This window comes from Eubacterium sp. (genome assembly GCF_057858645.1).
Map to the genome: position 1 here is coordinate 40,568 of NZ_DBLZZO010000003.1, position 16,752 is coordinate 57,319.

3 protein-coding genes are annotated in these 16,752 nt (G+C 34.5%); all 3 read right to left on the reverse strand.

The window, feature by feature from the left end; translation table 11 throughout:
• A partial coding sequence (locus tag ACZM4J_RS01825; protein WP_489485507.1) for a CotH kinase family protein occupies nt 1–8,315 on the reverse strand: 8,315 nt, incomplete at its 3' end.
• A gap of 380 nt (nt 8,316–8,695) precedes the next feature.
• Nucleotides 8,696–15,907, reverse strand: a complete 7,212-nt coding sequence (locus tag ACZM4J_RS01830; RefSeq protein WP_489485509.1) for a discoidin domain-containing protein — start codon at nt 15,905–15,907, stop codon at nt 8,696–8,698.
• Nucleotides 15,908–16,230: 323 nt separating this feature from the next.
• Entirely contained in the window at nt 16,231–16,749 is a 519-nt protein-coding gene (locus ACZM4J_RS01835; RefSeq protein WP_428245254.1) for a hypothetical protein, read from the reverse strand.
• Between the last annotated feature and the right edge of the window lie 3 nt (nt 16,750–16,752).

The following is a 16,752-nucleotide window of genomic DNA, read 5'->3' on the forward strand; positions in this document are numbered from 1 at the left end:
GTTTTTCCAAGTGAACCTTCTTCTGAAACAGGTAATATATGCTGGCCTGAAATTAATATCCATCTGTTATCATTGTCATCAGGATATGTAGGTACTTCACCTGGTACTATTTCTTCAGGTTCTTTTTCCGGCTCAACAATAGTGTATTCTACCGAATCTTCTGTTGTCTGTTCACACCATTTTGCCACTACTTTAATGGTATGTGTAGAACCGATTTCATTATATCCTAAGAAGCTATATGAACCTGCCTGTACATCTTGAGCCTTTAATTCACCATCAATGTAAACATCATATAAATATCCATCAGCTTCCTGCTGTGTTGAATTAACCCAGGAAATTGATAACGAACTACCTCTGTTTGTAGCAACTAAACCATTAACCTTTTCAATCTCAGGTATATCTGCTTTAATCTTTATTGGAATAGAAACATATTGTCCCGGATAATTTTGCTCATCCCAATATACTTTCATGTAATAATATTCATTATCTTTTTTTCCACCTAAAGCACTATGAACAGGTATCTGCGCTAACATATTAGGTAGCATAATCTGAATCTTATTGTTTCCATTAATTCCATATCCACTTAAAGAAACATAATTGCTCTCACTCTTATAATAATCTACTGAATTTGTATTTAACAAATCACCTGTACATGCATAATAAGAACCTGTTTCTGTTCCTTCCTCAACATATGTTCCATCTACTGAAGGAATAATCATATCACCGCTACTGTCTAACAAACCTCTTGTAATTAAAACTCTGTTAGCATTTGGATTAATCTTGTTCTGTGTATCCAAATCTACAGAAATATGATTTCCGTTGTAAGCTGCAATATTACTTAATTTAATATCATGCTTATCGTAATAAAGTGAACTCTTTACTTCACGATGAGCTGTGTGGTAACAAACAGGAATTGCTGAATTATCCATATTATTTCCCTGAATTTGTGTCCAGTCTCCAATATCACCATTTTCATCTGTAACTCTGAATGCAACTACTACATAATCACCATTTTTGTTATATAACTTCAATAAGTAGTATGCATTTAAATCAAAGTCATCAACGTTCATGTTGAAGCCGTTTCCGTCTCTGTTAAAGTGTGTTCCTGGTTTTTTAGGTTTTTGAACAGCATTTCCATCTACACCAATACCGTCAATGTCCCAACCTTCAACATCCATTATTGTACAGTTATCCAGGTCGTGAATGTTAGAATCAACTTGGTTCTTAGTTATTGCAGCCCAATATGGAACTGTACTGATAACCTGACCTGTTGAATCATTCTTAACTTCTGTCATTACAGTGTAGTTTGGATTGAAACCAATTGACATATATCTTGTGTTATAACCTGTATACTTTACAATAATATCTTTATAATCAAGTGTCTGATTATTAGTTGAAACTACCTTGTATTCTATTCGGGCATTCTTAGTTCCCTGTGCCACTTTAAATTGATATGGTGTATTACTTCCCACTGTTTCTTTTAAAGTTGTCCAATCCATTGAATTTTGTTCAATTACTGCATTAACAGTATATTCGTAACTGTTATTATTTTCATTAGACTCCTGAATGTATCCAACATCTTTGCCTTCTTCTGTATCCCATCCAGCATCATCTACATTAATAATCAGCTTCTTTGTTCCAGTTTCTTTTGCACACACATTTTTTAATCTGATACTAGCTGTTTTTCCAACATTCAAGCCTAAATAATAACCATCTGACACTACCTGCTCTATCCCTTCCTGTCTACAAAGTGTCACATAAAGTTTTTTGCCATAATTTTCTTGAGTATCTGCTGTAGCTGATAACTTTGCTGTACCGATATTTTTAACTGTTGCCACTAAATCAAAGTTTACATTAACTTTTACTTTTTCGTTGTTTTCATTTGGTCCCTTTACAGTGCTGACTATCAAATCAACCATAGCTGTTGTACTTGCATAATTATAATAGTTTTTATCTCCTGAAAATTTAACTAACACTTTTACTTGGGACTGATTATCAAGACCTTCATTATCTCCAAATGTATAAACATAATTACCATCACTGTCTACTTCCTTTTTGCTAATAGTTTTCTTAATTATGTTTCCATCAACAACGTACTGAATCTGGTATGAGTCAACATTTTCATCTGTTGACTGTTTCCATGTTGCCTTGACTGGTCCGTCACCATTATTACTGTCTAATGTAACTGCTCCTTTTGAAATAATCTTTATAGCAACTTCTGTGCAGTTATTGTTCTCATCACTTTCATCAACTACATACTCTCCGTCAGCGTAGCCACCTATATGAATTGTTCCTTCTTTTAAATCACTTTCCTGAACAGTGTACTTAAATGTAACTGTTGGAGTAAACTCAGCTCCCACATTTAACTTCTGTTCAAGACCATCTTCTGCCATTGTTCTCCATTTAGGTGCAACAATGTCTGACGTAATTATTTTTCCATCCTTAGTTGGCTTTACAGTCATGTTATTGTTTCTGTTAGGTTTTGCAACCCCTAAGCCAACATTCTTCATAGTTACTGTAATCGGAATAACATCCCCTACTCCATAGGCATTACTTGGAGTTGATACTGATGAAATTATCAAATCTGATTTTGGTGTTCCTTTTGCATGAACATGTTCATCATCATCTTTTCCTACAGTTGTTACTGTTACTGTTGTTCCTTCAGTGAACTGTTCCAAATCACCTAAACTACACTTGTTATCAGTAACTGTCATTGTTTTTGTTTCATCACCAACAGTATACTCAACGATGTATTTCTTAACATCATCAGATGCAGGCCATGTTGCTGTAATCTTTCCATTTTCTGTTCCAAATGTTACTTCTTTTAATGGATCGTAGAATTTGTATGACTTAGAATATTCGTTGTTATCCTCATCTTCTCCCTCATCTATAATTCTGTCTGCATCTACAAATGCTCTGTATTTATATATATTTGAGCCATCCTGATTTTCATTAATTTTAACATCAAAAACAACTGTATACTCTTCGCCCGGTTTCAAATATCCAGGACTAGTTCCCTGCTCTGCCTCAGTTGTATTAGCGTAACATATTTTATTACCTAAAACTTCACCGTTATTGCTATCTTCATATAGTCTTACAACAAGATTCTTTCCTGCTACAGGTTTTGCAACTGCATTACCAATATTTTTTATTGTTACACTAAGCTGTAAGTTTTCACCAATATAATGTGTCACTTTTGGAATGCTCATTCCTGTTACAACTAAATCAGGTTTTTTTGTATTTGAAATGATGGCTGTTGTTTCTTTTGAGCTCGTAACTGTGCCATCGTAAATACTTTTTACAACAACCTTATGTTCACCAACTGAATATCCTGATGCTGTTATGTTGTTTACAGTTCCAGGGAACAAGTCCTCAGTCCCTGAATATTTATAAAGTGCCCCATCAATTTCTACCTGATATTTATAGGAACCTGCCATTTTGTCAGGTACATTAGATGACCATGATATAAATAAATCGCCCTTAGCATCATCACTTGCAACATTTGTACCTGTTGCCTTTAAATCTGTAATTCCATATACAGTATTAATGTCAGCATCTGAGAATGTAAGAGTTTTATTAGTTGCATTTTTAAAATCAAGTAAACCTAAGCCAAACAATAAATCGTATGAATCATTTGTTGAGTTAAATGAAAGTGAATAATTAAGCACCGCACTTCCATCTTTTGCCCTTTCAAATGTATATTCTTTTTCTTCATAAATAACATTTGAATATGCTCCATTTACATACTCTTCAGGACAACATTTTATCTTTATAGTCTCGCCTATTAACTCTTTTGGTCCATATATCTTAAAAGATAAATTCTGTAACTCGCCCTTTGTTGCTGCTTCATTATAAATTGCAGCTTTGATAGTCCATGCCTGATCACTTCCTGTATGTTTGCCCATATTGTTAAAAGTCAAATTAGCCTGTCCATCATTTGTGTAATCTACTTTTACATCTGCCCCTGTTGATATGTCTGAATTTACACCTTCGCATATAGTGAAATTCCACTTGCTGTCAACTCCCGTATGATTCCACAAATTTGTCTCACTTCCGAAAATGTAATTTACATACAATTGGAATGAATTTGAACCCATTACTCTTGTTGAATCAACATCTGATAGAGTCTCTTTGATTTCGTCTCCATTTTTGATTGCCACAACTGCTGTTGTATGTTTTCCAACTGTAGTTGCCTGTCCGTTGTTATTTGTTGCCTTTGCAAAAGCATAAGCAGGAACTGATATTGATGTTGTATTCTCGTCATCTGTTGTTATGTACAATTTACCGTCTGCATAAATTGCATATTTTACGGCATCATCTACTTTGTTCCATGTAATACTTTCATTACGATATTTTTCCCATTGATTGTCTGTGAATGTAACTTTTATAGCAGATGCCTTTGCTCTTTTCAAATATATAATAGCCTTATCCGTTTTATTAGCGTCTACAACTTCCAGTTTATGAACATTATAATCATCTACATCTGTTTTTAAGACGTTAACAAAAGCTCCATCAGTGATAGTGTAATCCTTATTATCTAATTTTACTGAAGTAAATTTAGCACCTAAATTGTATTCAATATAAAGTGTTGTATCGAATACTTTTTTGGCTTTTTTGTCATACGCTGTGCTATACTCTGATGGAATATAATACTTGTACTCTCCATCTGAGCCTTCAAAATCAATCCAGTTTGCATCACCCGGCACATCAATTTCACCTGCTTTTGTTGTTTCAGTTGGTGTTTCTGTTGCTGTTTCAGTTGGTGCTACTGTAGATGAATCTGTTTCACCCGGATCTTTACCACCCGTGGACCCAACTGTAGCCGTAACTGCATCTGATTCATAACCATTTAATGTAGCTGTTAATTTTACTGTATGAGTTCCATTAGTTACTTCATAATTATAACTTCCACATGCAACTCCTGATGCCACTAATTCATCATCAATGTATACATTATATTTTTGACCATTATTGATCATTTCATCATTTTGTCCCCAAACTACGTTGATTATTCCTTTTCCGTCCGGTGCTACCTTTAATCCCATTGGAGTAATTGGTTTAGATGTAGCACCCACTACTTTAACTAGGAATGTTCCTAAATTATTTCCCTCTACGGTAATGGTATGGTATGAGATTTCTCCTTTCTTCGCATCCAACAAAGAGTCCTTAATAAATACACAATCATTTTTTACATAAACTAACTTATTAACGGATGCATTTATAATATCCATATATCTAACACCATCAATAATAATTCCTGTTGGTGTACCACCGTCTTTAGCAACAAAGCCGAAAATACCTTGTGCTTTCATATTATCAGAAATATTTCCCCATGCCTGAACTGTATTTGCTCCATAATAACCACACATGGTTTCACGTTCTGCCATTATGACTTTTTTGGCTTTTGTCATATAAATTGTTGCGCCACTGCTTGACTTATTTTCATTTACAATTTCCCAATCATCATTAGCAATGCTATCCGGATTAATTTTTTCCTGGGTTGCATCTTCAACTTCATCAACAAACTCTTCGGCTGTCTTTTCGCTATCACTTCCATAAACGCTAAAATCAAATATTGCCACAGGATAGCCTGTACTTCTCTTTGTTGGCACTATTCTGATATATTTAGCTTCTACTGAATCTCTTAAAATTATTTTATCTGTTCTTGCTCCTGTTAATCCGGAAAACTCAGCAACTTTATTATAGATTTTACCATCTGTTGAAACTTCTATCTCATAATCTGCAGCACTGGCTGTCTGCCACTTAATCAAAAGTTCCTTTACGTTATATGTATTTCCTAATTTAAGTTTAAAGTTATCACTTGTATTATCCAATGGTTCCCATTTTGTATTTGACTGGGTATCAATGGCATTTGATGGAATGTCCCCTGCAATTGGTGAGTAAGCAATTGCTCTTGCTCCTGCATATCTTACATAATTATTAAGACCGTCAACAGTATCTTTTCCTACACCGTTACTGTTTAAATCATCGGCGCCACTAATTCTATAATAATCTGCATCTTCGTCGCCTATATTAAACTGACTCATAAGCCATGTGTTTCTATTTTTAAGCCATGTCTTATATTCAGTAATATACTCTTCATATGTATCGTGCATTACGCCTGAGCCATATGAGCCTACTGCTGCAATTTCATCTTTTGTAAATGTTTTTTCACCTGTCCCGTCAAGTGAACCACTAATTCCGTACAACCACGAGTAACCCCAGCCTACATTTCTTTCGTCATCAGTTGTAGCTCGTTTGTAGTTGTATGCATTCTCATAATTTGTCTTAACCGACTTAGCGATTTCACTTACTAGTGTATCTACTTCTCCATTGTCAGCATACAAAGATTTAATTTTTGGTAATAACTCTTTGTATCTTGCTACAACTTTATTATAAAAGTTCTTATTTTTCATTAAAACTTCAAACCACTTAAATGAATTCTTACTTCTGAAATCTTCTGCATTTTCATGGTCATCAATATTACCACTTGAAAGGTCAAGATCCCACAATGGACCTGCATATAGTTTTCCATCTTTAATATAGAAACGTGTAGAACTAAAGCCTATATCCTTTGTCATAAAATATTCTGAAGTAATGTAAAAATCCACAAAAGAATCTACGTCAATGAATTTTTCCATATCTTCAAACTGAGCATCAGATGTTTTGTATGATGTACTGTTAATTACATTTTCAAATCCTTCTAAGTATGATCTAATATCATTTACAAATTGTGGCTTAACAGCATCTGCACTATTCTCCTTCAAACTAGGATTTAATTTATTTCCCGCAATGTCTGTAGAACATACCGGATCATTTAAGCCAAACTGCTGTCCAAGTACACTTGTTTTAAAATAATATGCATCTGTATCAAGTCTGCTGTCATTAGCTAATTCCAATAAGGCATCATATAACTTGTACTCTGTTCCATTAATTGTAACTGTTGTTGGTGTACTATCTGCCTTTACATCATCAGTAGTTTTGTCATAGTAACTTGTATCAATATTAACTCTGTCTGCTCCTACTTCCACCGACTCTGTTAAAAGGTATGTTCCCAAGTATTTTCCGTCCACGTATAAATCAACATTTTTACAGTTGCTTGTAAACGCCTTGCTTACATTATTTGCAAATGGTGTCTGTGTACTCTCTAAATATCTCTGGAAATCAAGTCCCATATGATTTCTTATTAAAGTTTTATCAAAAATATTTGCAAGCAGACTCCATTTCTTTGCTGAACCCATACCAAATGGATTAATTGAAGAGTTAAACTTTAAGTTATACGCTTTCTTGTCAGCTAAAGATGTTGAATTACCTCTAACATTTACAGTTCCTGAATTTGAAACTTCTGTTGTACTTCCGTCTGCTCCTTTTATCATTAAAGAGGCATTAACTTTTGTCTTTGTAGTATCTGTGTATAAATTAATATCTTTTGTTTTTGTATCTCTTGATGAGTTTATAAAAATCTGCGGGATTCCGTTATCGTATGCTGTTGTTTTTCCTCTATATGTAAATGTTGTTTCACTTGAAGCCGGTGATGTTACAGTAGTATCACCTTTCTTATAAACAGCATTCATTGTTACAGTATATACTGTACCTTCTGTTAAATTAAGGCTACTTAAGTCAACACTGCTTCCCGATGATGCAATGTTTTCTATTGTCTGCCCATTGATATTTAATGTGTATGTATATGTTGCCTCATTTTCAACAGTAACAGTATTTGGATCCGTAAAACTTACCTTATATCCTCCATCAATTTCTGAATAGTTGTACACATACGCTTTAGTTAAAGCCTGTAGTGTAATTGAAGGTTTCGGTTCTGTTGTGGTTGTTTCTGTTGTGGTTTCTTCCTTAATATTTTTGTTTCCTGTATAGAAATAATACACAACATCATGTGTGCCATACACAAAGCGTAATGAATAATATGTGTCAGCCTTTAAATTTACGTCAGTCAAACCAAGTCCTATGTTATATCTTGTATTATCATGGTCTTTCATTCCTGCAAACACAGTTTCTCCTGTTGTTGTCTGCCCCTCGTTTAAATAAATTTTTGCATTATCTGCACCTGTAAGTCCTTCCGGATACACATGCAAAAAAAAGTCACCGTAAGCTTCTATGGCACTACTTTCTGCGCCCTTTGCCACCTTATAATTTAAAGTCATAGGAGTATTACTGGATTGATACAACATATTTGAAATTGTAGTCCATCCACTACCATCATCCTCCGCACTAACATTTTTCGGAGTAAAATTAATACTTGTAACCACCATAGCCATAGCAAGTATCATTGAAATTAATTTTTTCATCTGTCTCTTCATTTCCCTTTTCTCCCTTTCTTTTTTATAAACAGTATTTACTCTTAATTAACGTCGTTTTTCACTAAACTACTTATTTTTTCTTTATATTATTAGGTCAATTCTAAAAAAAGGTAGACTAACCCATCATTGTTTTATCATTTTTCAAGTATAACATTGTGCATATTTTGTTTCAACGAAAAAGCTTTTTTTCTATATTCTGCATAACTATCAAAGCTTTTTTTGTGCATTATGCTTATATAACGTTTGTATTTTTATTACTTTTTAGTATATTGTTATTATTTTTTATTATTTTAAGAAAGAGGGCGAAAAATGCATAAAACAATTTTTATACATTTTCTGCCCTCTTTTTGGAATTTTAGTATTATTTATTTTATTAAGAATTATTTAAACTTAACTTTTTTAGCTTTACTCCACTTGCCGTAGACTTTCTTGCCGTTTGCAATCTTAACTGCTCTTGCCTTAACATAATACTTCTTAGATTTCTTAAGTTTCTTAATGTTAATGCTGAAGTTTGCCTTCTTAACAAGTTTAGTAATAGTTACCTTCTTCTTGCCCTTGCAGTTCTTCTTGATTGAAACTTTAACCTGGTAAGCTGTAGCGCCTGCTACCTTGTTAAGTTTAATCTTAACCTTCTTAGATTTCTTACTCTTAGTAGCTTTCTTAATCTTAACCTTCTTAAGAGTAACCTTTGTACCAGATTTTGTTGTAGTACCAGGCTTAGTTGTTGTACCTGGCTTTGTTGTAGTTCCTGGCTTTGTTGTTGTGCCTGATGTTGTTGTTTCACCTGGTTTTGTTGTACCACTTGGCGTTGTTTCTCTTGGCTTTGTTGTCTCGCCAGGTCTTGTAAAGTCATTATCGTCTTCGTCATCATCATTCACACTCTTTGTGGTTGGTGCTGACTTAACAACGATTGTCTCTGAGATACCTTTTGATTCAATACTATTCTTAATAGCTGTAACAACAACTTCGTGTGAACCACCTTTTACTCTTTCAATTGTATATGTACCAGGTTTAACATTAATCTGTTTTGCCTTTCCATCTACCTTTACATTGTATAGCTGTTCTGTATCACCTGTAAACGAAACAGTAATCTTGTTAAATTCATCTGATGTTACTACAAGACCTTCTGCTTCAGTTGGCATAAACACGCTAGTACCCATTAATGCAATTTCAGAAATCTGATATCCCCAAGTTGCATTGCCGTCTGTAAGTTCAATCTTAACAAACTTAACAGTGTCCTTTGTATACTTGTCCATATCAAGTTTAACTTCTGTTGCACTCTTATAGGCTACACCTGACTTGTCAGCCATCAACTGATAATTCTGTCCATCATCTGATAAGTAAATCTTAAATGCTGTCGCATTTGTATTGTTAGCCTTAAATGCAATTAATAATTCCTCAACTAAACTCTTATCAACAGGAGCTGTAAGTTCAAGTGTTACTGTTGCCTCTTTCTTTCTGTATGTTGTCTGTACTGTTTTGTCGTTTTCAGTTGAAATAGTACCATCAACTAATATCTTAGTATCCTTGCTGCCTTCAGTACCATCATTAATATCCTCAACTGTTACTGTTGCATTGTCCTTAGTTAAGTTTCTAACAGTACTAATATAATCAACTAATGAACCATCATCAACTACAACTGTCTTAGTAATACCCTTAGACATAAGACCGTTGCCATAAGCTACAACCTTAACTGTATGAGTTCCTTTTTCAACTTCACTAATTTCACCCTCACCGGCATCAATTAAATCAGTTACGCTCTTGCCATCAAGGAATACTCTATACTTAAAGTCTTTCTTATTATCACCTGCTACAATATTGTATTCAATTTCACTGAACTTGTTTGATGTTACTGTAAAATCATCAGCCTCATCGCAGTTGTCAACCTCAATAGGCTCTGCATTCTGCTCTGTACTAAGTACAGCAATTTCTCTTACCTGATATCCCCAATTATTTGCATCTGGGTAGAATATTCTGACAAATCTAACATTGCCTTCAACACCAGTCATGCTCTGTTCATCAATAAGATCATTCTCCTTTGCCTTTGCTAAATCCGAACCTGGAACTGACTTAACTGTTCTAAAGTCAACACCGTTAATTGAATACTGAATCTTATATCCTTTAGTAGGAAGTGTTCCATCATTATTTGTATGATACTTAATAACTATTCTGTCTAATTTAGCTGCATCATATGTATCGCCTAAATCAATTTCAAAATATGTATTAGTTGTTTCAAATTTAGGTGAAATATAATTTCCTTCAAATGAACCGTCTGTTATATCTTTTTCAGTACCACCTTCATTCTGTCTGCTTGGGTAAACATTTACTGTTTTGCCTAATGCCTTGTTGTACTTCTTATTAACTGCCATTTCTGCATTACTTGCTGCAGGTCCTACTGTTAATTTACATTCTGCTGTAAATGTTCCAACCTTAACAGTAATAGTTGCCTCACCTTCACCTTTGGCTGTTACTGTACCATTTTCATTAACTACGGCTACCTTGTCATTTGATGAGCTCCATTCAGGAGTTATTTCATCAGTTGTATTTTCAGGATTAATTGTTAATTCCAATGTTTCTGAAGACTTGTTCTTCATTTCAAAGGTTTCAGGAATGCTAATAGACTTAACATGTATAGGTTTTGTTACAATTACCTTACATTCTGCCTTGCTTCCTCCAGGCAATGTTGCATAAATAGTAGTTTCACCAACACCTTTACCTGATACAAGTCCTGTCTGATCTACTGTTGCAACTTTTGTATTGCTACTTGACCATGTTACTTTTTCATTTGATATTGCTGAAAGCTGAACTGATCTGTCACTTGCAATTCTTGCTTCTTTTCTATTAATTGTAACTGTTCCACTAATAATAATATCTGATTCTGTTGTATCTGATAAAATCATTCCTTTTCTATATGTAACAGCTTTAACAATTGTAGTTCCATCAACTTCAAATGGAGCTGTGTATGTTGGAGAATCTTCTGTAGGTGTAGTACCATCTGTTGTGTACTTGATTTCTGCACCCTTAACTACAGTTGATAATGTTACCTTCTGTTTTCCATCATATACACCACTAACCGGTGAAATTACAGGTGATGTTGCTTTCACGGCACCGTATACTTCAAATTCAAAAATTGAATATCCGTAAGCTGTACCTCTTGCAAGACCCTTCATCCTTACATACTTAGCTTTTGTTGCTGGGAAGTTAGTTGTAACTGTGCCGACTTTACCGCTTTGTGTTGCAACTGTTGTCCATTCTTTTCCATCAAGAGAAACCTGAATTTCATATTTTTCAGCGTATGCTGCTTCCCATGTAATAACAGCCTGGTTAATAACTTTTGTAGAACCTAAATTAAGCTGAAGATATTCATCATCATTATCTTTTGATTTCCATCTTGTGCTACCATTTCCATCAATTGCATTTGCGGCAACATTTGCACCATCTTCTGAAGAAGCTGTTGCTGTTGCTTCAATTGACAAGTTATCGCTACCCTGAACTGTATCTCCATCAATCTTCAATACTGCTGCTGCATAAGATGAATCAATACATCCATCTTCAACTGCAACTGCCTTAATTGTTGTATCACTTGATACTAAAATCTTACCTGTATATTTCTTTGAGTCTTTTGTTGGAGCTGAACCATCTGTTGTATAGTAGATTGTTGCGCCTTCTTCTGCTGAAATTTCTACTAACTGTGTATCAGAAAATTCTGTTGTTCCGTTTACATCATCTGTTACAACACCATCTTTAAGAGCTGTTGCTGTAATTGTAGGTTTCTTAACCTGTTTGTATGCGAAGTAATTTTCTGTATCAATCTTAAAGCTTACAGTTGAGTTTGCTTCAATTCTTGCTTTACCAACTAATGTTCCATCTGCCTTCTTAATCTGTACTACTTTTCTTCCTGATGTTGGGTTCCAAACTTCTGCTGTGTATTTTCCATCTTTTACATAAACAGAACCCTGAATATTACCAACTACCATATAGTCATTTGTTCTATGACCAATTTCGTCCATTGCTGAAACAAACCAAAGTGTATTTGCTCTATCTTCTACCTGAACCTTACTTACATTCTTTTCAAACAAGTTATATGCACTTGTTGCATCTGTCTGTGATAAGAATGGCCATGTAATATGCTGCCAACCTGTATCAGGTGTTGCATAAGTATCAGGGTTATGCCATGCGGCATCCTCTGTCTTACCTTCTGCTACATATTTTTCATGTAACTTTCTTTCGATTTCAATGGCATAATTTGTATCATCCCATAATCCCTGGTATACTTTTTTACATTTTTCCTGATTCATACCATAGTTTGTAAGGTACTCAGAAATTGGCAACCACTGAATTCCGTATACATATAATGGTTCTCCACCAAAATACGTACCATAACCCATTGATGCACCGTAAATCTGTCCTGTTCCCTGGAATGGATAATCATATACTTTATCAGCATCTCTGTCAGGATGATCTCCTAACCAGTTTGTTTCATCATAATCGAACCAATACTGTTCTACCGCATCCATTTCTGTTGTGAATCCGTATGCACCTGCATCAATCCACTTCTGTTGCTGAGTTGCTTCCCCCCAAAGGTACATACCAACCCAACTGAATAATGCTTCTGAAGCCGATTCCTGGTTATTACCTGAATCGCTGTCAGCATATCCACCAGCCCAAGAATGTCCTGAATACTGGTCAAATGATCTGAACTTACAGAACATATTTCCATCATCTTCAGGTTCTTCAGAATCTGCATAGTCCCTAACCATAAGTTCAATCATATCTTTATAATCATTGTAAAATTCTTTGTCGTATGTTGCTAATACTGTTGCACCAAACATAAAATACCCATATGTAAAGTGGTGGTCACAGATAGCTGCGTTAGCACCGAAAGAACTGTCTGGATAATATAATGTTCCCCAATCCTTATTGTAGATAAAGTAACATCTATCATCCCCACCATCATAGTTGAACCAGTCTTCCATGATGCTCTTTAATTTTGATAACAATTTTTCTTTAATTTCTGTTTCACCTAACTGATCAGCCATAAGAACACTGATTGCAAGTGGGTGAACGTTTTTACCTTCCCAGTAAGCATCTGATACAGGAGCTGTATCCATCTTTGATGCTACTACCTGATTTAAGTAATCTTTCATTTCATTGCTATCAAACATCTTGCTGTTTGATTTTGCGAATGTAGGTAATAAACCTGAGAACTGCTGTGTTGTTGAATATTCATTAGCCCAGATTGACTTCATATCACCTCTGATTGAAGGATATGTTGTGAAAGTCTTATCGCCCTCAACATCTGCGCTATGTTTCCACTGATGTGGGAATAAGCAATGCATCGTTACATTTGAGAAACCTTCTCTCATTAACTTTGTAGTTGCTTTGTAATTTGTAATAATCTTTGAATTATCTTTGTTATATGAATAAGTTACTAATGTATCTGTTACAAAAGCATATCCATGCTGATAGTAAGTTTCGATATCATCTTTACTGTTCATACCTGCTAATGATAAATAATTCTGGTCTGCTGATGGGAATGTAATCTTAATCTTATAATTTCCACCTGCAATCATAACCTTGAATTCTGTTCCTTCAGGAACATTTAATTCGTAGTATGTACCCTCATTAACTGCCTTTGTGTTTTCATCATCAAATGTTTTGAATCCAATATGGTCTGTTACAACAGTATCACCTTTTTTAGCTAATATCTGTTCGCCTTTTCCATTAAAGAATTCTGTAATAGATTCACCGCTTAAGTATACAACAGTATCCTTATTGAATTCATTGAAGATATATGGTGAACCTTTAACAACTGTTGATTTCATCTTAAGACCATCTTCATCCATAAGACCTAATTCAACAGAATAATCACCGTAATTTTCAACTCTGTCGTATGCAGATGTTGTTTCAAGTGTTTCAGGTACCAAATAAAAATCTCTTGATGTTTCTGTACTCTGGTCAGTACCTAATGTTGTTTCAGTTCTTTCTGGAACCCAACCTGCTGTTGCAAGTAAAACTCCAAGCCCTTTCTTAGAGAATGATGCTTTAAGTGGTGTCGCGCAAAGTAAGTTACTAAATGTCTGTACCATTGCTGATGACCACCAGCTGTTTGAATCGATAGGTGTCTTAATGTTCTTTTCATTTACGAAAGTTGGAAGTTTGTTCTTTTCGTTGTACATTTCTCCTGAAACGTATGAACCACTTCCTGCTCTTAAAATCTGTCTTGTTGGAAGATCTGGAATAGTTTCATTTTCTTTGCTATCCCCTTCCTTATATTGATATACTGATAGTTCTTTAATACCAATACCACTACCACTTTCTACTTTTGTGTAACCTAATACTTTTACATATCTTACACCTGTCTGATATAAAGTGAAATTATCTGTAGCGTTAGCATATCCCTTAAGTACACGATGAACAGTTGTCCATGTTTTGTTATCACTTGAAACTAATACATCATAAATCTTACCGGCGTCAGAAGTCCAATCTACAGCAATTCTTCCTACTGTATATGCCTGTCCCAAGTCAACTGTCAACCACTGGTTATCTCCCTGATATGATGTAAATGAAGTTGAAGTATTTCCGTCGACTGCGTTTTCAGGCTTAACATTATTGTAAGCATCAGGCTTAATATTTCCCTGATCATCCTTCATCCACCATTCATCTCTTGTACCTGAACATGTTACTGTTTTATTTAATGCAAGATTTTCGCCATAGTTTACAGGTCTCTTTGCTGAACCACCTGTACCCCATACCTGGAATTCGTATAATGAACTACCATAAGCTGTAGCTCTTTCTGTTGTACGAACTCTAACATATCTTGCCTTTGTACTACTTAATTCTTCTTTTGAAATTGTCTGTTTAAGTTTTGCAGTTTCGTCAATTTCTACACCATTATTACCTTTGCCGTCTGCCTTAACTTCTACTGTACATTTTGCACTACCTACAAGTTGTTCTGGGTTATCTTTATTGTAAGCTCTAACCTCAAGTTCATGTGTGCCTTCTGTCAAACCAAGATTTCCGCCATCCTGACCAATTTTATCAAATTTAAAATTGTCAGGTGCCTGTACTATCTTGTCACCTTCGTAAACACTGTATACAGCATTTTCAACAGGTGTCCATTTTGCACTTACTTCATATAGATTTTTTTCTGTATTAAACTTGTTTACTTCATATGAGAAAGCCATATTTACAAAAGCTCCCGGCTTGTTTCCTTTCTCATAAATTGTTGTCCAGTCATCTTCATTATTTGAAATCTGGATCTGATAATGCTTTGCATACGCTGCTTCCCAACGTAAATAAATGTGGTCTATATCTGCCTCTTTTCCAAGGTCAACATATAACCATTCATTTGTGTCGTCCTGCTTAGCCTGCCAACGTGTGCTTTCATCGTTGTCGACTGCAAGTTCTGCCGCAGAACCACTTCCGGTTTGTGAACTAGCATAAGCCGGTCTACCATTTGAAAGATTGTATGGTGTATTATCTTCTGCGTCTGCAGCCTTGATACTGATTAACTTGCCCTGTGGACAAATTGTTACAACCATAGCTAAAGTGAGCATTATAGCTGTGATTTTTTTCAATACTTTTGACATCTTAATTCCTCCCTTAAATAATCTTGCACCCTTAAATTATATCTTTTAAATCACCCTTAAAACAAGCAAAAAAACGTTTTTTCGAGTTTTTAGTTGTTTTTACTTTTTTCTATTCCACAAACCCTTTATTTAATAGATTTTCATACAATTTCTTTATGTATTTTTTACAGTCAACGATTTTTCAATAAAAATATTTTTATTCGTTTTTATGTTTTTTTCATAATAAAACAGAAAATGCGCTACGTGACACTTATCTTCACGTAACGCATTCCCCGCTTAAATTAATAAGAAAAAGTATGTTTTTTTACTACGACTCATAATAATTATTTCAATTTAATTCTCTTCGCTTTCGTCCAAGCTCCATAAATCTTCTTTCCGTTGGAACCTTTAACAAAAGCTCTTGCCTTGATGTAATATTTTTTCCCTGCTTTCATTTTTTTTAATTTTATCTTTGTTGTTTTGTAAGTTTTTGTTTTACATTTTTTCATAGATTTCTTTATTGAATATCTGATTTGATATTCAACATTTTTTCTTATACTCTTTTTTACTTTGCTATTTGAAAGAACAATCTTCGCTGTCTTAGATTTTTTCTTCTTTGTCGCAGACTTAATGGAAATTTTTAAATCTTTCTTTTTTATTGTTATTGCAGCAACGCCCGGATCATCAATGGTTATATCTCCTGGTTTATTGTTGTCATCAGGCTGTTTCCATGGATTCTCTATAACGTCTCCGTCAAAATTGTCTGCTGCTCTTACACTACCTGTAATAACACATGTGAATGTGCCCACCAACAATGTAAGCGTCAATATGTATATAAAAAATTTCTTTGAAAATTCTTTCATGTT